Below are 21,314 nucleotides of genomic sequence, written 5' to 3' on the forward strand. Positions count from 1 at the left end.
TCCTCCCGCATCGGTACGGTGACAGAGGATCATGCTCCATCATCCTACCACCGATGAAGGAGGCTGCCGGGTCCGCAGGAGGTCAGTCGCGGGAGCTGCGCGCGGTATACCACAGCACGGCCAGGATCGCCGCGGCCAAAGTGATGCCAAGGGCGACGACCCGCGTGTAGTCCACCAGGCGGGTCACCGGTGCTCCTTCGCGCACGATACGCAGACCGGTGGCGTGAATGTCCATGTCGCCGCCATGCTCAGGGCATGCGGCGTTGAAGACGCCGCTTACCTCCACGACATCGCCCTGATGACGGTAGTCGCCGAAGACGGTGATGGCGGCAGCGTCCTCTGCGTCCGCCACAACGGCCATGCCGGAGTTGTATCCTTGCGGCTCGGCGCCTCCAGCGATCGAGCCATCGACGTAGGCGTCATCGTTCAGGTGCAGCCAGGCCTCCTCGCCGCGTACCATCGCTTCACCTACGGCCTCACCGGTGAACACGATGACCCGGCCGTCCCACTCCGCCGGATGCTCGATGAGCTCGACACTCGAAAGCGCGGAGGCACCCGCCGTGGCGACGCACCCCATGAGCACGACCGCGGTCAGTAGTAGAAGGCCCCGGAGTCTCATCGTCCCCTCACCACCGACCAGATCCAGCCGAAGAGCGCGAACACGGCGACGAACTCCATGCGGCCGAGCCACATCGCGAACACGTAGACCGCCTTCAGGGCGGCTGGCATAGAAGGCGCTGTGAGGCCGCAGCTCAGTCCGGTGTTCGATGCGGCGGATACGCCGTCGAACGCAGCCTCCAGGAGGGGGTAACCGGCCACAACGCCGGCGAGCGTGGTCAGAGCGTGCATCGTAAGGAACGCCATGGTGATCATGAGGACGGCCCGCACGGTATCGTCGGCTAGCATGCGGTCCTTCACGTGGTGGTATCTGGATGTGATGACCGAGGACTCGGGCGCGAGCGCCCGCCGCACGTCTTGGAGGAACGACTTGCTGATGATCGCTACGCGGATGCCTTTGATGCCGCCAGCAGTGGAGCATGATGATGCGCCGATGATCATGGCTCCGATTACGCCGAGCATCGGCAGGGCTCCCCACTGCGTGATGAGTGAGCGCGCATAGATGGTGCCGAAGCCGGTCGTCGTGTGGCCGGACAGCACGAGGTAGAGCGTCTTGCGTACGAAGGGCAAGGCATCGGCGTAGATCCCGGTCCGTGCGAGTCCGACCGCAGCGACGAGGGAGAAGATGCCGAGCGTGACGGCGAAGCTGCGCAACTCCACGTTGCGTCGAAGTTCGGCGCGATGTCCGGTCCAGACCGCCCAGTGCACGGCGAAGTTGAGTGAGCCAGCCACGAATATGATCACGCATAGGACCTCGAACGCGAGCGAATGGTAGTACATGGTGTTGAACGACTGTGGCGCGAACCCTCCGGTGCTGAAGGCCCCCATGAAGACCCAGAGTCCGTGGAGCAGCGCGCGTACGGGTCGCTGCCCCAGGGCGAGTGTGGCGCCGGTGAGAGCCGCGGTCCCGGCGACCAGCCAGCCCAGGCTGACCACCCAGATGGTGCGCGCCGTATGCACGACGTTCGGCAGCAGCCGGTCCTCCTTGCCTTCACCGCTGTAGAGGTGGTAGATGCCGCCGCCGACCCCCCTGAACAGTGCCGTCAGGGCGATGACGATGATGCCCTGACCCCCGGCGAACGTGAGCACGAAGCGCCACATGTTCAGCCCGTTCGGCACGTGATCGAGGTCCTGCAGCAGGAAGAGCCCGGTCGTGGTGAGGCCGCTCATGACGTCGAACAGCGCATCGAGGAAGCTGCCGAAGTGACCGGACAGGTAAAAGGGGACCGCTCCGAGCACGGTCGCGAGGATCCATGAGGTTGAGACGATAACGAGGCCGTGCCGGCGTCTCAGTTCATGTCGCGTGAGGCAGAGGGCCTGCAAGCCGAAGCCCACCGCTAGACACATCGTGAGCCCGATGGCGAAATCGATGACGGTCGCCCACTCCGAGAAGAGGGCGGACGTCACCAGAGGGATGATCATCAGCGCGCCAACGCCGGTGACGATCTTCCCTGTGTAGTACCCGACGACCCGGTGGTCTTCAAGCGTCGGTCGCAGCATCAGCCGCCTGCCACGAGCACGATCACGATCGCGACGCCGCAGAACGACATCAGCGTCACGACGAAAGCGGCCTCGGCCAGTATCCCGGTCGCGAGGACTGCCACTGCACGGCCAGCAGCGCGAAGCGTCGGCCGTTGGCTCCTGCGGGTCCGTGTGTTCATCATACGGCCACCGCCGACGGGCAGGGGCCTATCGCGGCCATGATGCCCTCGGCGAGGATGTCGCTGTACGAGACGCAGGCGATACCCAGTGCCTCGAATATCCGGACGTTCTGCGGGTAATGCGCGAGGCCGGCGACCTTCCCGCTGTGGAGCACCTCTCGGGCCACGAGACACACGGCGATGTTGCACGCGTCGTCGCCGGTGGCCGCCATGACGCATGACGCATGGGATGCGCCAGCCTGCTTGAGTATCGCAGGGTCACGGGCGTCTCCCGCGATGACCATGGTGCCGGGGTAGGCAAAGGCCAAAGACTCGGCTTCCGTGTGATCGGATGTCACGATCACGATGGCGTGGCCGCGCGACTCCAGAGCGGGAACGAGCCGCTCGATGACCGTGCCGCTTCCCACCAGGATGATCGCCATGTGTGCCTCCTCTGGAATCGCTGTGGCATGCGTGCGGGCACATACCTGCATCTTCGAGTCTAGGAGTCACGGCGTTCAGGGCGCGTAAACCAAGGCGGCCCATGCGTAAAGTGCGCGTAAAGGTATGCCTCAGCGGGTCGTCAAACGCAGGCCGACGCCGGGTTCGGTGAGGATGTATCGAGGGACAGCCGGATGCACTTCGATCTTCTTGCGCAGATTGCTGACGTGCACCCTGATCGTCCTGACATCGGCCAGCCAGTCGGGCCCCCAGACGGCATCACTGATCTGGGACCACGTCACGAGACGGTCCGCGTTCTGGGCGAGGACCGCTAGGATGCCGAACTCGATCGGAGTGAGCGTCACCTCGACACCGTCCCGCAGCACCCGATGGGAGGCGATGTCGATCGTGAGGTCGTTCAGCGCCAGGACCGGCGGAGCCGACGTGGTGCCGGCGGCACGTCGCAGCAAGGCTCCGACCCGGGCCACCAGCTCGCCTGCCGAGAAGGGCTTGGTCAGGTAGTCGTCGGCGCCCGTCTCCAGTGCCGCGATCTTGTCGGTCTCGTCCGAGCGGACCGAGAGCACGAGGATAGGTGCCGCAAGCCAGGTGCGCATCTGCTCGCAGAGCTCGATCCCGTCCGTGTCGGGCAGCGACAGGTCGAGCACGACCAGGTCGGGTGTCTGCGTGGTGAGCTCCCTCATCGCGGCCGCTCCCGATTCGGCACAGCTCACGTCGTAGCCCCTGGCCTCCAGGATGGTCCGCAACGCCCGGCGAATCTGCACCTCGTCATCGATGACGAGTATGCGGTGGTCGGTTGGCGCGTGCGCTGTCACGGGGTCTCCTTAAGCGGCAACATCAGAAGTATGCGCGTTCCGCGAGGGCGCTCGTCGGCGATTGCGATGTCGCCTTCGTTCGCTCGGAGGATCTCCCGGGTGATCGACAGCCCAAGGCCGGTGCTGGATCGGTGCGCGCGCCCCTCGCGGCCACGGTAGAACTTGTCGAACACCAAGGGCTTCTCATCGGCGGGGATGCCCGGACCGGTGTCGCTGACCCAGACCGTCATCCGGTCATCGGCTGCGGCCCCAACGGTCACGGGTCCCTCGCTGTAGTCGATCGCGTTGACGATGACGTGATGCAGGGCCCTGGAGAGTTGCACGAAATCGAGATGGAGCATCGGCAGGTCCTCCGGCACGGCGAAGCGTATCCGCTCGCGCGCGGCGCGGGGCAACCTGCTCACCACCGACCCGACCAGCTCACCCACCTCGAAGTCGTCCGGTCGCGGGCGCCAGGCCTGTGCCTCGAGCCGCGATACGTCCAGCAGATCGGCTATCGCCTCGTCCAGGCGGTCCAGATCCTCCGTGATGTCGTGCAACTTCTCCCTGATCGCCCCGGCGTCACGCTCCACGTCGGGCTCCAGGAGGTCGGTCACCGCTGCGGTGATGGACGCGAGCGGGGTCTTGAGCTCGTGTGACACCGACGAGACGACGGCCGAGCGCAGCCGCTCTGCCTCCTGCGCCGCAGCCGCGTGCATCGCCACCCTGTTGAGGCGCTGGCTGTGCAGGAACGCTGCCAGCAGGTTGGCCAGCGATCGCACGAACCTGCTCTCCGCTTCGTCGAGCGGCCTCTCGGCGGACAACTCGAGCAGTCCCTCAGCGGTCTGTGCCGAGACGAGCGGCACCAGCATCCTTTGACCGTCGATCTCCTCGCCCTCCCCATGTGGCGTCACCACAACGGGACCCGGGGTCGTGTCCGCCCCGGAGGTCATGTGCCGCCACAACCGCGTCACCTCGGACGCAGGCGGCGCGTCCTCCCCGATCGATCTCAGAGCGCCATCCGCGCCAGGTATCCAGAATGCCGCGGCGCGGGCATGCGCGATGTCGGTGAGCTCGCGACGCGCCGCCTCGGCCAGGCTCGCGGCGTTGGTCTCGGAGACGAGCGACCTGCTCAGTCGGTTGAGCGCGGCGGTGTGCCGCTCTTCCCGTTGAGCCACAAGCTCGCGGTCGCGCAATCGACCGGTCTGCAGGCCGATGGCGGTACCTACGACCAGGAAGGCTGCAAGGTGGATGACGTCACCCCGGCTTGCAACGAACAGCGTGTGATAAGGGGGGATGAAGAAGAAGTTCCACGCGAAGAACGCCAGCACGGCCGACAACACGCCGGGACCTACCCCTGCGGTGCCGGCCACGAAGCCCAGGACCAGAAGGTATGGCCAGCCCCAGCGCTCCCCGCCAAGCAACTCACGGAACGGGATGAACAGTGCGGTGGCGCCCACTATCGCGAGCGCCGCGGCCGGATAGCCGTGGCGTCGCATCGTCTCGCGTATGCGTGATGGGATATCCACTGCGCGGTGACCTCCCTGTCCCTACAGCGAACACGATAGCACCGGGAGCATGCTCGCAGTGCCGCGTGCGCTATGCTTGCCACAGCCGCAACCGCTGCGAGGAGACCGATGATGTCAGCCCGGGTAGCCGTCGTCCGCTGTGAGACGTACGAACCCTCGGAGGTGTCCGGCGCCATTCGTCGCGCGTTCGATCTCCTGGGTGGGGCCGATCGCTTCGTGGGTCCGGGCGAACGCATCGTGCTCAAGCCGAACCTCCTCGTGGCGAGCGCCGCGGACAAGGCGGTCACCACGCACCCGACAGTCTTCTCTGCGGTGGCGACGGCACTGGCCGAGGCGGGAGCCGAGCTCACGTGGGGCGACTCACCTGGCTTCGGCGGCGCGCTCGGCGTGGGCAAGCGTGCGGGTGTCGCCCAGGAGGCGGAGCGCCTCGGGATAGAGATGGCCGACTTCGAGCATGGCCGGACGATTCCGTTCACTGACGGCGGGCTCATCAAGCAGTTCACCATCGCCGAGAGCGTTGCCGCGGCCGACGGGCTGGTGTCGCTGCCTAAGCTCAAGACGCACGCGCTCACACGCATGACCGGTGCGGTCAAGAACCAGTTCGGATGCATCCCCGGCCTGCTCAAGGGCGAGTTCCACACCCGGATGCCCGATGTGGAGCGTTTCAGCCAGATGCTCGTGGACCTCAACCGCCTGCTCCGGCCGCGACTCTTCGTGATGGACGCGGTCGTCGCCATGGAGGGTAACGGCCCACGGGGCGGCGATCCCCGGCAGGTAGGGGTGCTGCTGGCGTCAGATGACCCTGTGGCCATCGATGCGCTCGGCTGCAGGATCATGTCGCTCGATCCGGCGCTCGTCGACACGGTCGTGTACGGCGAGAAGTGGGGGCTCGGCAGCGCGAGCGACATCGAGATCCTTGGCGACGAGTTGCCGGTGCTCCCCGACTACCGGGTGAACCGGGAGCCTGCCTCCACCACACGCGGGCTCGGGTCGTCGCTGGGCAAGCGGCTGTTGGCGCCACGCCCGTACATCATCGCCGAGCGATGCACCCGGTGCGGCACGTGCGTGCACGTGTGCCCTGTCGACCCCAAGGCCGTCGACTGGGGTGCCGGTGACCACCGCATTCCGCCCGTGCACGACTATGATCGATGCATCCGATGCTACTGCTGCCAGGAGATGTGTCCGGAGCGCGCGATCGAGGTGAAGACGCCCCTGCTCGGCAGGTTGATCAGGCGGTGAGGTGGTACGCTTGAGACCGGTCGTGCGCGGCGCCTGGACCCCCTGAGAACGGAGTCATCCATGGACGCGATCCTCGGCATGTACGGTTGGGCGGCCCTCGCGGTGTTCGCCTACATGACAACCGGCTTCGTGGTCGCCCTCATCCTCAGGCGCAACGACATCGTGGACACGATGTGGGGTCTGGGATTCGTGCTGATCACTATCACCGCGCTCATCGCGCAGCAGCCGATCAGCCCGCGTCTGTGGCTGGTGGCCGCGCTCGTGGGGTTGTGGGCGCTCCGTCTGGCGCTCCACATCGGTTTCCGCAACCGAGGCAAGACCGAGGACTTCCGGTACGCCGCGTGGAGGCGCGACTGGGGCAAGTGGTTCTACCTGCGCACCTTCTTCCAGATCTTCATGCTGCAGGGCTTCCTCATGCTCGTCGTCTCGGCATCGATCGTGGTGGTGGGCGCCGATGGCGGAGGCCCGCTCGGCTGGCTCGATGCACTCGGCGTGGCTGTCTGGCTTCTCGGCTTCGTGTTCGAGGCGGTGGGCGACTGGCAGCTCAAGCGGCACATCGCCGATCCGGCGAACAAGGGCGTTCTCATGACCTCGGGTCTGTGGCGCTACACGAGGCACCCCAACTACTTCGGTGAGGCGGTCCAGTGGTGGGGGCTCTGGGTGATCGCGCTTGCCGTGCCGCTCGGCTGGGTCGCGGTGATCAGCCCTGCCACGATCACGTACCTGCTCAGGTACGTCTCGGGCGTGCCGATGCTCGAGAAGAAGATGCAGAAGAACCCGGCATGGGCCGAGTACGCGCAGAGCACGAGCGTGTTCGTGCCGCTGCCGCCGGCCAAGCGCTGACGCCGTCTGCCAGAGCCGATACCAGCCGTCGCGCTCTTCCGTCTCGGCGGGAACGCCGTAGAGCGTGGAGAGCGCGGCACCGGTGAGCATCTCCCGCTTCGGGCCGTCGCGGAACACGCGGCCGTCCTTCAGCATCACCACGCGGTCGACCTCGGGCACGATGTCGCTCACGTGGTGGGTGACGATCACGAGCGCGGTGGTCTCGGCGATCCGCCTGAGAAGCCGCAGGAAGTGGTAGGCGCCCGCGGGGTCGAGGCCGTGCGTGGGCTCGTCCAGCACCAGGAGCGCGGGGTCGTGCACGAGCGCCCTGCCGATCAGCGCCCGCCGCGCCTCGCCGGTCGACAGCGTGTCCATCGTGCGGTCGGCGAGATCGGCGATGCCGAGGTGGTCGAGCAGCTCTCCGGCCCACGCCTCCATCTCAGACGTGACCTCGCCGGGCCGGTACAGCCCTATCGATCCGAAGAATCCCGACAGCACCACGTCGCGCACGGTCAACCGCCTGCGGTGCTCCTCCTGCAGGGCGTCCGAGACCACTCCGAAGATGCGTCGCGCCGCGAACAGGTCCCAGAGCGATGCGCCTCGCATGAGCACCGGGGGCTCGTCGCGCACGAGGGGACGGATGTCGCGGGTGAGCAGGCCGATGAGCGTGGACTTGCCCGCGCCGTTGGGGCCGAGCACCGCAACGTGTTCGCCTTCGCGGAATGCGAGACGGTCGACATGGAGGATCGTGCGTCCGTCGCGTACGACCTCCGCGTCACGCAGATCGATGAGGACGTCCGATGTCACGCTACGCCAGGCCGGTCTCTTTGAGCGCCTTCTTCACGGAGCCGAGGCTGCCGCTCACGTTGAACTTCCACTTGCCCGTGGATGCCTTGATCGTGAGCACGTCGGGCGTGCTGGTGTTCTCGTCCGTGGCGCCCATCCGGAACTTGGCGCCCTGGTACTGGGAGCGTTCGACCGCCCAGTTGCCGGGCGTCTCGGCAAGAGCGGCGTCCGGCGACATCCGCCAGTACGCTTCGGAGTAGCTGGTCGACGACTTCAACTGTGCGCCCCACTGGCCGAAGAAACCCTTGCCCTCGGCCTTGGCGCTGTCGCGGGCCGCGTTCACGGTGGCCGTTACCTTCTCCTTGGTGAGTTCGGCGAAGATCAGGCGGCGGTCGGTGATGACGAGCGTGTACGACTTCTGCTTGAGGCCCATGAAGCCCGCGACGAGGGTCAGTCCGCCGATGACGGCGAGGATCTCCTCGCCGCTTGCGGCGGGAGCACCGGCGGGCGCGGGCGTGGGCGCGGCGGGCTCGGGCGCCGCTGCCTGCAGGGGTGCGCCGCATGCGGTACAGAATGCGTCGCCGGCGCCTGCCTCGGCGCCGCAAGAGCTGCAGAAGCGGGAAGAGCTCGGCATGGCTGTCCCTTCGGTCGGAGCCGTCAGGAAGAAGTGTACCGCCTTGCACTGTTAGACGCCGACGGGATGGGGTAAGATTCATAACGTTCACAAATGAATGAAACTTCTGATAGTCGTTCGCATCGAGAGGAGGCGCTGTGTCTGGAGACCGGGGTGCCGCCCCGTCGGATTCGCTGGAGAGGCTCTCGCGAATGCTGGAGGGTGTGGGGTTTCCGCACACGATCGCCCGCGTGTACGCGGCCCTCACGCTGGCCGAGGGGGAGGGGCTGTCCACCACCGAGCTGGTCGATGCGCTTGGCGTCTCCCGCGCCTCGATCAGCAACGCGGTGCAGTTCCTCGAAGGCACCGAGCTCGTGGAGCGCTACCGCGTGCGCGGCTCACGCGAATCGCACTACCGGATGCTCAAGGGCCGGTGGGGCGACGTGCTTGCCCGCAAGATCGCGGCGACCGGGTACATCAGGAAGATCGCCGAGGAGGTCCTCGCCACGACCACCTCGCCACACGCACGGGAGCGGCTTGAGGAGATGCACGACGTGTACGCGTTCTTCGAACAGGAGTTCAAGGGCGTGATCGAGCGGTTCAACGAAAGGAACGGATCATGACAGGCCCGGCCATCAGTGTGGAGAACCTACGCTTCAGCTACGGCGACCTCGAGGCCGTGAAGGACATCTCGTTCGAGGTGCAGCCGGGGGAGATCCTCGGCTTCCTCGGCCCCAACGGAGCGGGCAAGTCCACGACCATCAAGATGCTCACCGGCCAGCTCACACCCAGGAGCGGAGTGGCGCGGGTCCTCGGCATCGATGTGAGCACCGATGACCCGGAGCTGCAGGCCCGCATCGGCGTTTGCTTCGAGGAGAAGAACCTGTACCTCAACATGTCGGCGAAAGAGAACCTCGACTTCTACGCGAGTCTGTTCGGCATCAAAGAGCCGGACTCGGTGGAGGTCCTGCGGCGCGTGGGCCTCGCCGACAGGGCGAAGGACCGTGTGAAGACGTTCTCCAAGGGCATGCGGCAACGCATGATGATCTCCCGCGCGTTCATCAACAAGCCCGACGTGCTCTTCCTCGACGAGCCTACCGACGGTCTCGATCCCGTCACCTCGGCGTCGATCCGCAAGACGATACGCGAGGAGGCGGAGCGTGGCGCGGCCGTGCTGCTCACCACGCACGACATGTTCGAGGCCGACGAACTCTCCGACCGGGTCGCGTTCATCAACGAGGGCCAGATCGTGGCGCTTGATACGGCGGAGAACCTGAAGCTCAAGTACGGCACACGCTCGGTGAAGGTGCGACTGCGCGACGGCGACGGTGTGCGCGAGGAGGTCCTGCCGCTCGACGGCGACGGCTCTTCGGCAAAGCTCGCCGAGCTTGCCGCCAGTCCCGACCTGATGACCATCCACACCGAGGAGGCGACGCTGGACCAGATCTTCATCCAGCTGACCGGTAGGGGGCTCGAGGGATGAGCCGTCCGACATCGCGCCCGGCGATCATCCGGGCGCTCCTCAAGAAGGAGCTCACAGCATACTCGCGGGACCTGGTGTTCCTCGGGCTCACGCTGGTCGTTCTGATCGCGGCCCCATTCCTGTTCCACGCGCTGCCCGACTCCGTGGACGAGTCGATCACACTCGGCGTGTATCCGGCGATCCCGGAGATGATCGGCGACGCGAGGGAAGCGCTTGCGGAGATGGGGGCGACCGAGGAGCAGCTTGCCGAGCTTGACGACATCGACCTTGCTGCCGGGGAGGAGGGCCTCGCGCTCATCGAGTTCGAGAGCGAAGAGCGGCTCCGCGGCGTGATCGAAGGCTCGCTGGAACTCTGGCGCACGGAGAGCGGGGAGATGGTCTACCGGGACAAGGAGGCGGGTGACAAGAAGCCGGAGGACGCCGAGCGTGTCGAGCCCGATATCGGCGTGGCGTTCCCGAGCGACTTCATAGCCGGGGTCGCAGCCGGCAAGGACGACCTCACGGTCACGGTGTACTCGCAGGCAGGCATCGGCGAGGAGATCCAGACCGCCATGAAGAGCTTCGTGCGGGAGGCCGCGTATCAGATCGCGGGCCGCGAACTCCCTGTGGGCATGCCTGATGAGGACACCATCGTGCTCGGCGACGACCGTATGGGCGACCAGGTGACCATGCAGGAGCGCATGCGTCCGCTGCTGCTCTTCATGGTGCTCCTCATGGAGACGTTCTCCATGGCCTCTCTCGTCTCCACCGAGGTGCTGCAGCGCACGGTGACGGCCGTCCTGGTGACGCCGGCCAAGGTGGGCGACTTCCTCGCCGCCAAGACGATCTTCGGCACGCTCATGTCGCTCTCGCAGGCGCTGATCATCCTTGTCTTCATCGGCGGCGTGACATCGGCGAACTGGTCCTTGATCCTCACCGTCCTGGTCATGGGCGCGATCATGTTCACGGGCATAGCGCTGTTCGTGGGGGCGGCGGGCAAGGACTTCATGGGTCAACTCTTCTACGCGATGCTGTTCACGATCCCGCTGCTCATACCGGCTATCTCGGTGATGTTCCCCGGTTCCGCGGCGCCGTGGGTGAAGGCGCTGCCGTCGTATCCGATCATCAAGGTCCTCGTCGACACGACCGCCTACGGCGGCACCTGGGGCGATGCATGGGGTTCGCTGGCGTATGCGGCGCTCTGGCTGGTGGTCCTGTACTTCGCCGGACTGTTCGCTCTGAAGCGGAAGGTGGAGACGCTATGAGCCTCTCGCGTATCTGGAAGGTCCTCCGCAAGGACCTCGCGCTCGGTCCGCGTTCCTCGATCTTCCTGTGGGCGATCGTGCTGCCGTTCGCGCTCACGCTCATCCTGCAGGTGGCGTTCGGGTCGCTCTTCGACCCCAAGCCGAGACTCGGCATCGTGGACGATGGCGACTCCTCGATCACGGCGGCCATCAGTGACATGGACGGCATCGAGCTCACGCTCCTCGACGATGCCGGGGAGATGAAGGCACAGGTGGAGGCGAACGACCTGGACGCCGGGCTGATCCTGCCGCAGGGCTTCGACGAGGCCGTGCGCAACGGAGACCGACCCGCGCTGCAGTTCTTCGTCGGCGGCGAGAGCTACGCCTCCAACCGCATCATCCTCACGGTCACAGCGGTCGACCTCATCCGTGAGATCGAGGGCAGCGAGGCGCCCGTCACGGTGGACGTGGTGAGCTTCGGCGAGGCCGGGCTGCCGATGTCGAGGCGTCTCATCCCCGTCATCGTGTTCTACGCGCTCGTGATGGCGGGCCTGTTCGTGCCGGGATCCAACCTGGTGGAGGAGAAGGAGCAGGGCACGCTCATGTCGCTCTTGGTGACACCGGTGAAGGCGAGCGAGGTGCTGATCGCCAAGTGGCTGCTCGGGGTGGTCCTCTCGGTCGTGCTGGCCTCGGCGTCACTCGCACTCAACGGTGCGTTCGGCGCCAACTGGGCGCAGGTCCTGGTGGTCATCCTGGTGGCGGGGGCGCTCTCCTCGGTGCTCGGCATCCTTGCCGGCGTTTACGCCAAGGACTCGTCGATCATGTTCGCGATCGTGAAGGGCAGCGGCATCTTCCTCTTCGCGCCCACGCTCTTCTACATCTTCCCGGAGTGGCCCCAGTGGATCGCCAAGATCTTCCCGCTGTACTGGATCATCGAACCGATCTGGCAGGTCTCGGTGATGGGTGAGGGTCTCGGCGCGGTATGGGTGGAGCTCGTCGTTGCGCTCGGCATCACCGCCGCGCTCGGCGCTGCCGCATGGTGGCTCGCCAAGCGCATGCAGGCCCAGATGGCCGGGCAGTGATCCCGCGGACGCCTAAGGAGGTCGTGTGATGGAGTGGTACTGGTGGGCCCTGATCGCCGTGGGTGTGGTGGCTATCGGCTATCTCAAGCTCAAGGTGTGGGGCAAGATCATGGAGAACATGAAGGCGAAGAAGGCGGCGCAGGCCGAGCTCGACAACGAGTGACGGCCCCGGCGACCGGTCCGGGCCGGGAGGCGTGTGCTCCTGAGCTCGGCCGGTCAGCCGAGGATGCGCGGCGGCAGGAACGGCCCGACGCACATCCACACGTAGTAGATGAGCAGCAGGATGCAGAGGCAGCCCGTGGGTATCGCGGCAACGAGTATCCACCACCGGCCCCTGCCGGCGCCGAGCGGTGCCGGCGACTGAGCGATATCGCGCTCCCGCACCACCACGCGATCGTCGTTGACGCGGATGCCCCGAAGACCCGTCATCCACATGCCGACGCTCGCGGAGTGGGAGCGGCGGAGCGCCATCCAGTAGAACACCGCCCACCCCACAAGGACCGTGGCGAGCGCCCACTGCCACGCAGACACAGCGGCGGGTGCGGGAAGGCCCTCGTAGCCGAGCGCCGTCAACCACCCGTGGGCGACGTGCTCGGACATCTGTATCCACACCGGCATCGTGGCGTCGGCGCCATGAAGGCCTCCCGCGAGCGTGGAGAAGGTCAGGGCGGTGGGAACGAGCAGCATCGGTCCGAGGCCGATGACAACGTCGGTGGCCCATGCGCTGTACCGGCGTCCGAGCGACGCCTGGGGTACGCACCGTCCCTCGTCCGGCCGCACGCGGCGCTCGACGATCTCGGAGGCCACCTCCACGGGATCGCCGAAGTCCCGCAGGACGGCCGCGGCGTCACCGCGCTCGCCGACCTCCTCGTACAGGTGCGTGCGGATCTCCTCGATCGTGTCATTCACATCCCCGGGCGGCAGTCCCCTGAGGCCCCGGCGCACCTTTGCGAGGTATCGCGTGATGTCGGCGTGTTCCGCTTGCGTCATCGGTCGCCCTTCCCCCCGAGCTCGTCCATGGCTCCCGCAACGGTCTCCCACTCGGCCCACGCGCGTTCGCGGAACGCACGCCCCTCGGCGGTGATGCGATAGTACTTCCGCGGTCCGGCCGGGCCTTCGTCAGACCATGCCGAGGAGACGAGGCCGTCGGCCTCTAGACGCCGCAAGACCGGGTAGACGGTCCCCTCGCCTGCCACGAGCCCTCCGCGCTCCTTGAGCTCCCTCACGATGGCGTATCCGTACAGAGCCTCGTTCTGCACGAGGTTGAGGATCATCAGCTCGACGATCCCCTTGCGGAGCTGCGTCGACCATGATGAGAAGCCGTCATCCGGTGCGGTTCGTGTACGTCTGGCCATCGGACCCCGTCTGATACGGATACTGTGTAATGAACAGTACCCTCACACCGGCGTGTCTGCAAGCGGAGGCCGTACCCCCGGTACCGCCGCGACCGTGGAGGGGCCATGGTGCGGTAGACTGCTGGTTCGGGCGGCGCCGACGTGTCCGCGGCGTGAAGGAGTATCCGTGCTGGTCATCGACTCACATACCCACGCGTTCCCCGACGGGCTCGCCGAGATGGCGGTCGGGCGTCTCGTGGGCCGTGAAGGCGTTCGCGCCTACTACGACGGAACGGTGAGCGGGCTCCTCGGCTCCATGGCGCTGCGGGGTGTCGACCGGTCCGTCCTCGCGCCGGTGGCCACCAAGCCGTCACAGGTGCGCACGATCAACGACTGGGTCATGGGGATCGGCAACGAGAGGATCGTCCCGCTCGGTGCGATGCATCCAGATCTGCCGGATCCGGAGGAGGAGATCTCGCGGCTCGCGGCCGCGGGGGTGCGCGGCATCAAGCTGCACTCACAGAACCAGGACTTCTCTCCTGAGGAGGAGCGTATGGCGCCGATCTACGAGGCGGTCATACGGCACGGCATGCTCATCCTGTTCCATGCAGGGGGCTTCGTGGTCGATGAGGGGACGGACGCCCACCCTGACGTGTTCGCGCAGATGCTTGATGACTGGCCCGGGATGGTGTGCATCCTCGCGCACATGGGCGGATTCCGCTACTGGGACGAGGTCCGCGAGCATCTGTGCGGGCGGCAGGTGTATCTCGACACGGCGTACGTGCCGGGCATCCTACCCGATGACGAGCTGTTGTCGCTCATCCGCGAGCACGGCGCGCATCGCGTGCTGTTCGGCTCCGACGGCCCGTGGGCCGATGCCGGCGTCGAGATAGCGCAGCTGAAGGACATCGGCCTCACCGAGGACGAACTCGGGATGATCCTGTCCTCGAACGCGCGGGCGTTGTTCGGCATCTGACGGGAGTCTCTCCGTACGCAGCGGGTATACTTGTCGGGTATCGCCGCAACAGGAAGGACGAGATGGGCTCGCACATCCTGGTCGTCGAAGACCATCCGCAGAACCGTTACCTGATGACCTACCTGCTGGAGAGCCGGGGGTACGAGGTCGAGGTCGCCCTCGATGGGGCCGAGGCGCTCGATGCGCTGGAGACGCGCATCCCGGATCTCATCCTCATGGACATGCAGCTTCCCAAGGTCGACGGTTACGAGGCCACGCGGCGCATCAAGGCTGACGAGCGGTTCAAGGGTATCCCGCTCGTGGCGGTGACCGCGCACTCGATGCGGGGCGATCAGGACAAGGCGATGGCCGCGGGATGCGACGTCTTCGTGACCAAGCCGATCAACGGCGAGGAGCTCCTTGCCCTCGTGGACCGCCTGCTCAAGCGCTGAAGTCCGGCGTCCTGTGGGCGCCACGACCCTCACATTCGCCCCGGCGATGCGCCACTCGCGCGCGGTCGGGCGACCCCCTATACTGAAAGACCGCGCTCCGGCATTCGGGTCCGGGTCTCGGGTGGCGGTATGTCGTGAACCTGGTCAGGTCCGGAAGGAAGCAGCCATAAGCGGCCTCTGCCGGGTGCCCGGGACCTGGTCCCGAACGCCGGAGCGTACGATGTCACGGCCGAGCCTGCATGCGGCGAACACCGACCGGAGCACCCCGAGGAGCCGAACTCCATGACTCACCTGTCCTGGTACCGCAAGTACCGCCCCCAGACCTTCGACGACGTGGTCGGGCAGCCGCACATCCAGCAGACGCTCCGCAACGCGGTGGCGGACGGGGCGGTGGCGCACGCGTACCTGTTCACCGGGCCGCGCGGGACGGGCAAGACCACCACGGCGAGGATCCTCGCCAAGGCCCTCAACTGCGAACAGGGCCCCACCGCCGATCCCGATGACACCTGCGACCAGTGCCGGGCGATCGCCGACGGCACGCACCCCGACGTCCAGGAGCTCGACGCGGCTTCGCGGACGGGCGTCGAGGACGTCCGGGAGCAGATCATCGGGCGGCTCAACTACGCGCCCGCCCGGGGCCGGTGGAAGGTCTACATCATCGACGAGGTGCACATGCTGTCCACCTCGGCGTTCAATGCCCTCCTCAAGTCGCTTGAGGAGCCTCCCGAGCGCACCGTGTTCATCCTGTGCACCACGCATCCCCACAAGGTCCCCGAGACGATCCACTCCCGCTGCCAGAGGTTCGACTTCCGGCGACTCTCGGTAGAGGACATCGTCGGCCGGCTGCGAACCATCAGCGAGGCCGAGGGCGTGGATGTTCCGGACGGGGCGCTCACGCTGATCGCCAAGCACGCGCTCGGCGGGATGCGGGACGCCATCACGACGCTCGAGCAACTCGCCTCCTTCGGCGGCGGGACGATCCGTCTCGAGGATGTCGAAGGGCTGCTTGGCGAGGTCGACGCCGACGTGCTGTTCGAGGCCGCCTCCCTGGTGCTTGAGCGCGATGTGGCGGGCGCCTTCAGGTTCGTGGCGCGAATGGCGGAGGCTGGTATCGACATGGCCGAGTTCGTGAAGGGCCTCGTGCGCCACTTCCGCGACCTGTTCGTGCTCGCGGCGGTGGGCGGCGACGTGGCGGTCGACACGACCTCCGAGGATCTCGGCCGCCTGCAGAGCCAGGCGACCCGGTTCGGTGCCGACCGCATCGGGCGGGTGCTGGAGATCCTGGAGCGGCTGACCACCGAGTTGCGGTATGCGGCCGATCAGCGTCTTGCGGTGGAGGTCGCGATGACGCGGATGGCGCGTCCGCAGGGCGACCTCACGCTGGCCTCGCTCGCCGAGCGTGTGGACGCGCTTGAGGCCGGAGCCCCGCTCACCGACTTCTCCGCGGCGCCCTCGCCGGTCGCCTCCGAGTCCCGCCCCGCGAAGGCGGATCCCGTCGCGCGGTCACAGCGGCCGCGGGCCGACGGGGCCGCCGCTTCTCCGGCATCCGGGCGCTCCGGCACGGACTCGGCGGCCGAGCCGTCGTCCGCACCCGCCAAGGCGGACGCGGCGTCTCCGGGAGCGCAGAGCCTCGATGTCGCGACGGTGAAGCGGGCGTGGCCTGCTGTCTTGGCGGAGATCAAGAAGATCCGCGCACCGCGCGCGCACATATTCAACGGCACCGAGGCCGAAGTGGTCTCGGGGACCCTGGTGGTCGAGTTCCCCGCGGATCAGCGCTTCGCCATGGATCTCGCCCGTGAGACGGAGACCCTCGGCGTCCTTCGCCGTGCGGTCCGCTCGGTGCTCGGACAGGAACCGCCTGTCGAGTACCGGCTCGGCAGATCAGGGGCGTCCTCGTCGGCGGAGGCTGTGGCCGCGCAGGCGCCCCGACGGGACGAGGCGGCCGACACGGCCACGGAGCCGGCCGTGGACCTTGAAGCATCGGTGCTCGCAGAGCTGGGTGGCGAGATCATCGAAGATGTCACAGACGGACAGGAAGATGGATAGAGGATGGGAGGGCGCATGAAGCCCAACATGCAGAACGTGATGAAGCAGGCTCAGAAGATGCAGGCCGATATGGCCCGTGTGCAGGAGGAGCTCAAGGACGAGCGTGTCGAGGCGTCGGTCGGCGGTGGCGCGGTCAAGGTGGTGATGACGGGCGACCTCAGTATGGAGTCGGTCTCGATCGATCCATCGGCCGTGGATCCGGATGACGTAGCGATGCTCGAGGACATGGTCGTGGCCGCGGTCAACGAGGCCATGCGCCAGGCGCAGGACCTCGCGTCGCGGAAGATGGCCGCAGTCACCGGCGGACTCGGGCTGCCGGGCGGGATGTTCTAGGAATGGCCTTCTACGCCCCTCCGATCGCCCGGTTGCTCGAGGAGCTCGAGCGGCTGCCCGGCATCGGACCCAAGTCGGCGCAGCGGCTCGCCTATCACATCCTGCGGGGCGATGACGATGCGGCCGGACGTCTCGCTGACGCGATCGTCGACGTGAAGCGGACCATCCGCTTCTGTGAGCGGTGCTTCAACTTCGCTGAGGGCGACCTGTGCGACATATGCGGTGATCCCGGGCGTGACACGGCCACCATCTGCGTGGTCGAGGAGCCACGCGACGTCGTAGCCGTCGAGCGCACGGGAGAGTTCAGGGGCACGTATCACGTCCTGCAAGGGGCCATCTCGCCCATCGACGGCATCGGCCCGGAGCAGTTGCGGGTGCGAGAGCTGGTCGACCGCCTCCGTGCGGGCGACGTCACCGAGGTGATCCTCGCCACCGATCCGGACATCGAGGGCGAGACGACCGCGCTGTACCTGTCACGTCTCATCCGTCCGCTGGGGGTCCGCGTCACGCGCATCGCGTCCGGTCTTCCGGTCGGCGGTGACCTGGAATACGCCGACGAGGTGACGCTCGGTCGCGCCCTCGAAGCACGCCGTGAGATGGATTGATGGAAGATTCTTGCTACCGTTCACCGATTGGCGTCCGCCGCTGACCTTTGCGGGCCGGTCGGGCTGACGGGGTACCCGCGTATCCTGATACGGCTATCGAACATCACCCGGCCTCACCTCTCGTCCCGCCCGAACCTGGCCGACTCATCCCAGAAAGGGGGAGCCCATGCCACAGCTGACGGAGATTCGCTGGCACGCCCGTGCCGGCCAGGGTGCCGTCACAGCCGCAAAGGTGGTCGCCGAGACCGCGCTCGCGGCCGATCAGTACCTGCAGGCGATGCCCGAATACGGTCCGGAGCGCATGGGAGCGCCGATCAAGGCGTTCACCCGCATCTCGTCAGACCCGATCGAGATCCACTGCAACATCGAGAACCCCGACATCGTGATCGTGCTGGACGACTCGCTCATCGACATCGTCGATGTGGCCGAGGGCGTGCACGACGATGGCGTCATCCTCATCAACACCTGCACGCCTCCCGCTGAGGTCCGCGCCAAGCTCGGGGTGTCCGACAGCGTCCGCGTTGCATGCGTCGACGCGTCGGGTATCGCCCTCGACACCATCAAGCGGGACATCCCCAACACCCCGATGGTCGGCGCCCTGATCAAGGCGACCTCCGTCGTGGACCTGGAGGCGTTCAAGGGCCTCCTGGCCAAGAACCTCTCGAAGAAGTTCGGCCAGGAGATGATCGACGCCAACTGGGCGTCCGTGGACCGCGCGTTCGAGGAGGTGACCGTGGCATGAAGTGGGATATCTCCGAGATGGGATCGTGGACCTACGGACAGTTCCCCCCCGGCGCGATCATCCCCGAGGCCGGCAACAGCAACGACTACATCACGGGTGGGTGGCGGAGCGAGCGTCCGTGGCGCGATGACGCCACGTGCACGCAGTGCCTCCTGTGCTGGATCGTCTGCCCTGACAGCTCGATCAACGTGGCCGACGAGAAGGTCACGAGCTTCGATCTCGACCACTGCAAGGGCTGCGGCATCTGCGCGCAGGTCTGCCCTGTGGACGCGATCGAGATGGTCCCAGAAGGCTGCGAACTCCCGGGGGTGAAGTAGAGATGCCCGAGCAGAAGACACTCGCCACCACCGGCAACCTGGTCGTTGCGGAAGCCATGCGCCAGTGCAAGCCCGATGTCGTGGCCGCATATCCCATCACCCCGCAGACCACGATCGTCGAGGAGTTCGCCGGCTTCGTGGCCAAAGGCAAGACCGACTGCGAGTACGTGACCGTGGAGAGCGAGCACTCGGCGATGAGCGCTTGCATCGGTGCGTCGGCCGCAGGCGCCCGCGTGATGACGGCGACCTCGTCGCAGGGCCTCGCGCTCATGTGGGAGGAGCTGCACATCGCCTCCGGCATGCGACTCCCGATCGTGATGGCCAACGCCAACCGCGCGCTGTCGGCGCCGATCAACATCCACTGCGACCACGGTGACATCATGGGCGCCCGTGACACGGGCTGGGTCACCTACTTCGCCGAGACGGCGCAGGAGGCCTACGACAACACGATCATGGCGTTGCGCGTGGCCGAGCACCCCGACGTGCTCCTTCCCGCGATCAGCGCGCTCGACGGGTTCATCACCACGCATTCGATCGACCGCGTGTGCGTGATGGACGATGCAACGGTGGCCGATTTCGTCGGCGACTATGAGTCTGCGAGCGCCCTCCTCGATACCGATGACCCGGTCCTGCACGGAAGCTTCTCCGGCCTGGGCGGCCCGTTCTTCGAGTTCAAGCGCCAGCAGCGCGAGGCGATGGAGAACGCTCGTGCGGTCATCAAGGAGGTCGGCGCCGAGTACTCGGAGCTGTCCGGCCGCCCGTTCGACGTCATCGAGACCTGGGGGATGGAAGACGCCGAGACGGCCGTGGTCGTCATCGGCTCGACGGCCGGCAACGTCCGCCACGTCGCGCGTGAGCTGCGCGCGAACGGCCGCAAGGTCGGCGTGGTGAAGGTCCGCGTGTGGCGTCCGTTCCCGTACGCCGAGTTGGCGGCGGCACTCAAGGGCCTCAAGGCCGTTGCGGTGCTTGACCGTGCCGAGTCGTTCGGCGCCGAAGGCGGTCCGCTGTTCACCGAGGTACGGGGAGCGCTCTACGACCTCGAGACCCGCGTGCCCGTCGTGGGCTACATCTACGGCCTGGGTGGCGCTGACGTGAGGCTCGAGCTCATCGAACGCGTCTACGACGACCTGTCCGATATAGCCGCCGGTTCTGCGGCTCCCGCCGGGCTTGTGTACCTCGGCGCGAGAGAGGAGGCCTAGGACATGGCGAATCTCAAGGAACTCACCCATCGCGAGGACCGTCTCGCCGGTGGGCACCGGTTGTGTGCCGGCTGCGGCGCCTCTATCGCCGTGCGCCAGGTGCTGCTCGGCGCCGGCGAGGATCCCGTCGTGGTCGGCTGCGCCACCGGGTGCCTCGAGGTCTCCACGACCATCTACCCGTACTCGTCGTGGAAGACGCCGTTCATCCACAACGCGTTCGAGAACTCGGCTGCGACGATCTCCGGCGTCGAGGCCGCGTTCAACGGCCTTCGTCGGGCAGGGAAGATCGACCCTGACAAGAAGGTGCGCTTCGTCGCATTCGGCGGTGACGGCGGCACCTACGACATCGGCCTGCAGTCGCTCTCGGGCGCCATGGAACGCGGTCATGACATGGTGTACGTCTGCTACGACAACGGCGCGTATATGAACACCGGCATCCAGCGCTCCTCGGCAACACCGAAGGGCGCCTGGGCCACCACTTCGGAAGTGGGTTCGGCGCAGGCTGGCAAGCAGCAGCGCAGGAAGGACCTGACGGCGATCATCGCGGCGCACGGCGTCCCGTACGTCGCGCAAGCCTCGATCTCGCACTGGAAGGACCTCACCACCAAGGCCGAGAAGGCGTTCAACACTCCAGGCCCGGCGTTCCTTAACGTGTTCGCGCCGTGCCCGCGCGGCTGGCGCACGCCGTCGAGCAAGACGGTCGAGATCGCCAAGCTCGCCGTGCAGACCGGCTTCTGGCCCGTGTACGAGGTGGAGGACGGCGTGTGGCGGCAGACCGTCAAGGTCGCCAACCGCAAGCCTATCGAGGAGTTCCTGAAGCCGCAGGGCCGCTTCAAGCATCTGTTCGCCCCCGGCAACGAGGAGTTGCTCGCCGAGATCCAGTCGGACGTCGATCGCGCGTGGGATGCATTGATGGTCCGCTGTTCGGCCGAGTGACGGCTGTCCGTTCGCGATCGAGGGCCCCGGTGACGCGTCACCGGGGCCCTCGATGCTAGAATGCGCGTGAAGCGCCACGCAGGCGCGAGCAGTCGCTTGCGTGGCGG

General features: G+C 66.8%; 26 protein-coding genes, 1 other RNA gene and 1 pseudogene. 18 read left to right on the plus strand and 10 right to left on the minus strand.

Annotation, left to right across the window (positions count from 1 at the left end):
• Nucleotides 1-82 precede the first annotated feature (82 nt).
• The 6 genes from MSB02_RS09855 to MSB02_RS09880 all read right to left on the minus strand — a co-directional run bounded on the left by MSB02_RS09855 (nucleotide 83) and on the right by MSB02_RS09880 (nucleotide 5,040).
• Complete coding sequence (locus MSB02_RS09855; protein WP_267195072.1) at nucleotides 83-619, minus strand: hypothetical protein; 537 nt, start codon at nucleotides 617-619, stop codon at nucleotides 83-85.
• On the minus strand, nucleotides 616-2,118 hold the full coding sequence (locus MSB02_RS09860; RefSeq protein ID WP_267195073.1) for a TrkH family potassium uptake protein: 1,503 nt from the start codon (nucleotides 2,116-2,118) through the stop codon (nucleotides 616-618). The genes MSB02_RS09855 and MSB02_RS09860 overlap by 4 nt, the downstream gene beginning before the upstream one ends.
• Complete coding sequence (locus tag MSB02_RS09865) at nucleotides 2,118-2,282, minus strand: hypothetical protein (RefSeq protein WP_267195074.1); 165 nt, start codon at nucleotides 2,280-2,282, stop codon at nucleotides 2,118-2,120. Before MSB02_RS09865 ends, MSB02_RS09860 begins: the two co-directional genes overlap by 1 nt.
• Nucleotides 2,279-2,701 (minus strand): potassium channel family protein, encoded by a 423-nt coding sequence (locus MSB02_RS09870; protein ID WP_267195075.1) that lies wholly within the window; start codon nucleotides 2,699-2,701, stop codon nucleotides 2,279-2,281. The genes MSB02_RS09865 and MSB02_RS09870 overlap by 4 nt, the downstream gene beginning before the upstream one ends.
• Nucleotides 2,702-2,830: 129 nt before the next feature.
• Nucleotides 2,831-3,532, minus strand: a complete 702-nt coding sequence (locus tag MSB02_RS09875) for a response regulator (RefSeq protein WP_267195076.1) — start codon at nucleotides 3,530-3,532, stop codon at nucleotides 2,831-2,833.
• Nucleotides 3,529-5,040: a DUF4118 domain-containing protein gene (locus tag MSB02_RS09880; RefSeq protein WP_267195077.1), complete on the minus strand. Its 1,512-nt coding sequence runs from the start codon at nucleotides 5,038-5,040 to the stop codon at nucleotides 3,529-3,531. The genes MSB02_RS09875 and MSB02_RS09880 overlap by 4 nt, the downstream gene beginning before the upstream one ends.
• Nucleotides 5,041-5,148: 108 nt before the next feature.
• Here MSB02_RS09880 and MSB02_RS09885 point away from each other — a divergent pair, with 108 nt between their 5' ends.
• From MSB02_RS09885 to MSB02_RS09895, 3 genes are all read left to right on the plus strand, one after another.
• Nucleotides 5,149-6,279, plus strand: coding sequence for a DUF362 domain-containing protein (locus MSB02_RS09885; protein WP_267195078.1), 1,131 nt, complete (start codon nucleotides 5,149-5,151; stop codon nucleotides 6,277-6,279).
• A 60-nt stretch (nucleotides 6,280-6,339) separates the two neighbouring features.
• Nucleotides 6,340-7,122 (plus strand): DUF1295 domain-containing protein, encoded by a 783-nt coding sequence (locus tag MSB02_RS09890; protein ID WP_267195079.1) that lies wholly within the window; start codon nucleotides 6,340-6,342, stop codon nucleotides 7,120-7,122.
• Between the two features lie 82 nt (nucleotides 7,123-7,204).
• Nucleotides 7,205-7,360 carry a hypothetical protein gene (locus MSB02_RS09895; RefSeq protein ID WP_267195080.1) on the plus strand — a complete coding sequence of 52 codons (156 nt, stop codon included), beginning with the start codon at nucleotides 7,205-7,207 and terminating at the stop codon, nucleotides 7,358-7,360.
• On the opposite strand, the pseudogene MSB02_RS10625 reads toward MSB02_RS09895, so the two are convergent.
• A pseudogene (locus tag MSB02_RS10625) lies at nucleotides 7,354-7,908 on the minus strand (ABC transporter ATP-binding protein); the annotation flags it as partial. The gene MSB02_RS09895 and the pseudogene MSB02_RS10625 sit on opposite strands and share 7 nt — an antisense overlap.
• 1 nt (nucleotide 7,909) lies before the next feature.
• A complete protein-coding gene (locus tag MSB02_RS09905) occupies nucleotides 7,910-8,521 on the minus strand; it encodes a zinc ribbon domain-containing protein (protein WP_267195081.1) in 612 nt (203 codons plus the stop codon).
• A gap of 137 nt (nucleotides 8,522-8,658) precedes the next feature.
• On the opposite strand from MSB02_RS09905, the gene MSB02_RS09910 reads away from it, so the two are divergent.
• The 5 genes from MSB02_RS09910 to MSB02_RS09930 are packed head-to-tail and all read left to right on the plus strand — an operon-like array spanning nucleotide 8,659 to nucleotide 12,451.
• A complete protein-coding gene (locus tag MSB02_RS09910; protein WP_267195082.1) occupies nucleotides 8,659-9,123 on the plus strand; it encodes a GbsR/MarR family transcriptional regulator in 465 nt (154 codons plus the stop codon).
• Entirely contained in the window at nucleotides 9,120-9,983 is an 864-nt protein-coding gene (locus tag MSB02_RS09915) for an ABC transporter ATP-binding protein (RefSeq protein ID WP_267195083.1), read from the plus strand. Before MSB02_RS09910 ends, MSB02_RS09915 begins: the two co-directional genes overlap by 4 nt.
• The gene (locus MSB02_RS09920) at nucleotides 9,980-11,227 is read left to right on the plus strand and encodes an ABC transporter permease (protein WP_267195084.1); all 1,248 of its coding nucleotides are present in this window, start codon (nucleotides 9,980-9,982) and stop codon (nucleotides 11,225-11,227) included. Before MSB02_RS09915 ends, MSB02_RS09920 begins: the two co-directional genes overlap by 4 nt.
• A complete protein-coding gene (locus MSB02_RS09925; protein WP_267195085.1) occupies nucleotides 11,224-12,288 on the plus strand; it encodes an ABC transporter permease in 1,065 nt (354 codons plus the stop codon). Before MSB02_RS09920 ends, MSB02_RS09925 begins: the two co-directional genes overlap by 4 nt.
• Before the next feature lie 25 nt (nucleotides 12,289-12,313).
• Nucleotides 12,314-12,451: a hypothetical protein gene (locus MSB02_RS09930; protein WP_267195086.1), complete on the plus strand. Its 138-nt coding sequence runs from the start codon at nucleotides 12,314-12,316 to the stop codon at nucleotides 12,449-12,451.
• 53 nt (nucleotides 12,452-12,504) lie between these two features.
• Here the strand turns inward: MSB02_RS09930 and MSB02_RS09935 are convergent, their stop codons facing one another.
• Together MSB02_RS09935 and MSB02_RS09940 are read right to left on the minus strand one after the other, a co-directional pair.
• A complete protein-coding gene (locus tag MSB02_RS09935; protein WP_267195087.1) occupies nucleotides 12,505-13,278 on the minus strand; it encodes an HAAS signaling domain-containing protein in 774 nt (257 codons plus the stop codon).
• Nucleotides 13,275-13,643, minus strand: a complete 369-nt coding sequence (locus tag MSB02_RS09940) for a PadR family transcriptional regulator (RefSeq protein WP_267195088.1) — start codon at nucleotides 13,641-13,643, stop codon at nucleotides 13,275-13,277. Before MSB02_RS09940 ends, MSB02_RS09935 begins: the two co-directional genes overlap by 4 nt.
• Nucleotides 13,644-13,809: 166 nt before the next feature.
• Here MSB02_RS09940 and MSB02_RS09945 point away from each other — a divergent pair, with 166 nt between their 5' ends.
• The 10 genes from MSB02_RS09945 (at nucleotide 13,810) to MSB02_RS09990 (ending at nucleotide 21,207) form a co-directional block, all read left to right on the plus strand.
• Nucleotides 13,810-14,598, plus strand: a complete 789-nt coding sequence (locus tag MSB02_RS09945) for an amidohydrolase family protein (RefSeq protein WP_267195089.1) — start codon at nucleotides 13,810-13,812, stop codon at nucleotides 14,596-14,598.
• A gap of 62 nt (nucleotides 14,599-14,660) precedes the next feature.
• The gene (locus MSB02_RS09950) at nucleotides 14,661-15,029 is read left to right on the plus strand and encodes a response regulator (RefSeq protein WP_267195090.1); all 369 of its coding nucleotides are present in this window, start codon (nucleotides 14,661-14,663) and stop codon (nucleotides 15,027-15,029) included.
• Between the two features lie 108 nt (nucleotides 15,030-15,137).
• Nucleotides 15,138-15,233: signal recognition particle sRNA small type (gene ffs, locus MSB02_RS09955), an RNA gene on the plus strand.
• A gap of 78 nt (nucleotides 15,234-15,311) precedes the next feature.
• Entirely contained in the window at nucleotides 15,312-17,075 is a 1,764-nt protein-coding gene (gene dnaX, locus MSB02_RS09960; RefSeq protein ID WP_267195091.1) for a DNA polymerase III subunit gamma/tau, read from the plus strand.
• 3 nt (nucleotides 17,076-17,078) lie between these two features.
• Nucleotides 17,079-17,408 (plus strand): YbaB/EbfC family nucleoid-associated protein, encoded by a 330-nt coding sequence (locus MSB02_RS09965; RefSeq protein WP_267195092.1) that lies wholly within the window; start codon nucleotides 17,079-17,081, stop codon nucleotides 17,406-17,408.
• A 2-nt stretch (nucleotides 17,409-17,410) separates the two neighbouring features.
• Nucleotides 17,411-18,013, plus strand: coding sequence for a recombination mediator RecR (recR, locus tag MSB02_RS09970; protein WP_267195093.1), 603 nt, complete (start codon nucleotides 17,411-17,413; stop codon nucleotides 18,011-18,013).
• 166 nt (nucleotides 18,014-18,179) lie between these two features.
• Nucleotides 18,180-18,755, plus strand: a complete 576-nt coding sequence (locus MSB02_RS09975; RefSeq protein ID WP_267195094.1) for a 2-oxoacid:acceptor oxidoreductase family protein — start codon at nucleotides 18,180-18,182, stop codon at nucleotides 18,753-18,755.
• On the plus strand, nucleotides 18,752-19,072 hold the full coding sequence (locus tag MSB02_RS09980) for a 4Fe-4S binding protein (protein ID WP_267195095.1): 321 nt from the start codon (nucleotides 18,752-18,754) through the stop codon (nucleotides 19,070-19,072). The genes MSB02_RS09975 and MSB02_RS09980 overlap by 4 nt, the downstream gene beginning before the upstream one ends.
• A gap of 2 nt (nucleotides 19,073-19,074) precedes the next feature.
• Entirely contained in the window at nucleotides 19,075-20,271 is a 1,197-nt protein-coding gene (porA, locus tag MSB02_RS09985; protein WP_267195096.1) for a pyruvate ferredoxin oxidoreductase, read from the plus strand.
• Nucleotides 20,272-20,274: 3 nt separating this feature from the next.
• Nucleotides 20,275-21,207, plus strand: coding sequence for a thiamine pyrophosphate-dependent enzyme (locus MSB02_RS09990; protein WP_267195097.1), 933 nt, complete (start codon nucleotides 20,275-20,277; stop codon nucleotides 21,205-21,207).
• Nucleotides 21,208-21,314 lie beyond the last annotated feature (107 nt).

This window comes from Anaerosoma tenue, from assembly GCF_023161965.1.
GTDB lineage: Bacteria > Actinomycetota > Coriobacteriia > Anaerosomatales > Anaerosomataceae > Anaerosoma > Anaerosoma tenue.

What these genes read in the sequence shown, in the direction of transcription:
- MSB02_RS09920 (WP_267195084.1), top strand. Translation starts at nt 9,980, where the DNA reads ATGAGCCGTCCGACATCGCGCCCGGCGATCATCCGGGCGCTCCTCAAG.
- MSB02_RS09965 (WP_267195092.1), top strand. Translation starts at nt 17,079, where the DNA reads ATGGGAGGGCGCATGAAGCCCAACATGCAGAACGTGATGAAGCAGGCT.
- MSB02_RS09990 (WP_267195097.1), top strand. Translation starts at nt 20,275, where the DNA reads ATGGCGAATCTCAAGGAACTCACCCATCGCGAGGACCGTCTCGCCGGT.
- MSB02_RS09940 (WP_267195088.1), bottom strand. Translation starts at nt 13,643, where the DNA reads ATGGCCAGACGTACACGAACCGCACCGGATGACGGCTTCTCATCATGG.
- MSB02_RS09950 (WP_267195090.1), top strand. Translation starts at nt 14,661, where the DNA reads ATGGGCTCGCACATCCTGGTCGTCGAAGACCATCCGCAGAACCGTTAC.
- MSB02_RS09890 (WP_267195079.1), top strand. Translation starts at nt 6,340, where the DNA reads ATGGACGCGATCCTCGGCATGTACGGTTGGGCGGCCCTCGCGGTGTTC.
- MSB02_RS09885 (WP_267195078.1), top strand. Translation starts at nt 5,149, where the DNA reads ATGATGTCAGCCCGGGTAGCCGTCGTCCGCTGTGAGACGTACGAACCC.
- MSB02_RS09980 (WP_267195095.1), top strand. Translation starts at nt 18,752, where the DNA reads ATGAAGTGGGATATCTCCGAGATGGGATCGTGGACCTACGGACAGTTC.
- dnaX (WP_267195091.1), top strand. Translation starts at nt 15,312, where the DNA reads ATGACTCACCTGTCCTGGTACCGCAAGTACCGCCCCCAGACCTTCGAC.
- MSB02_RS09870 (WP_267195075.1), bottom strand. Translation starts at nt 2,701, where the DNA reads ATGGCGATCATCCTGGTGGGAAGCGGCACGGTCATCGAGCGGCTCGTT.
- MSB02_RS09860 (WP_267195073.1), bottom strand. Translation starts at nt 2,118, where the DNA reads ATGCTGCGACCGACGCTTGAAGACCACCGGGTCGTCGGGTACTACACA.
- MSB02_RS09865 (WP_267195074.1), bottom strand. Translation starts at nt 2,282, where the DNA reads ATGATGAACACACGGACCCGCAGGAGCCAACGGCCGACGCTTCGCGCT.
- porA (WP_267195096.1), top strand. Translation starts at nt 19,075, where the DNA reads ATGCCCGAGCAGAAGACACTCGCCACCACCGGCAACCTGGTCGTTGCG.
- MSB02_RS09915 (WP_267195083.1), top strand. Translation starts at nt 9,120, where the DNA reads ATGACAGGCCCGGCCATCAGTGTGGAGAACCTACGCTTCAGCTACGGC.
- MSB02_RS09905 (WP_267195081.1), bottom strand. Translation starts at nt 8,521, where the DNA reads ATGCCGAGCTCTTCCCGCTTCTGCAGCTCTTGCGGCGCCGAGGCAGGC.
- MSB02_RS09925 (WP_267195085.1), top strand. Translation starts at nt 11,224, where the DNA reads ATGAGCCTCTCGCGTATCTGGAAGGTCCTCCGCAAGGACCTCGCGCTC.
- recR (WP_267195093.1), top strand. Translation starts at nt 17,411, where the DNA reads ATGGCCTTCTACGCCCCTCCGATCGCCCGGTTGCTCGAGGAGCTCGAG.
- MSB02_RS09975 (WP_267195094.1), top strand. Translation starts at nt 18,180, where the DNA reads ATGCCACAGCTGACGGAGATTCGCTGGCACGCCCGTGCCGGCCAGGGT.
- MSB02_RS09855 (WP_267195072.1), bottom strand. Translation starts at nt 619, where the DNA reads ATGAGACTCCGGGGCCTTCTACTACTGACCGCGGTCGTGCTCATGGGG.
- MSB02_RS09935 (WP_267195087.1), bottom strand. Translation starts at nt 13,278, where the DNA reads ATGACGCAAGCGGAACACGCCGACATCACGCGATACCTCGCAAAGGTG.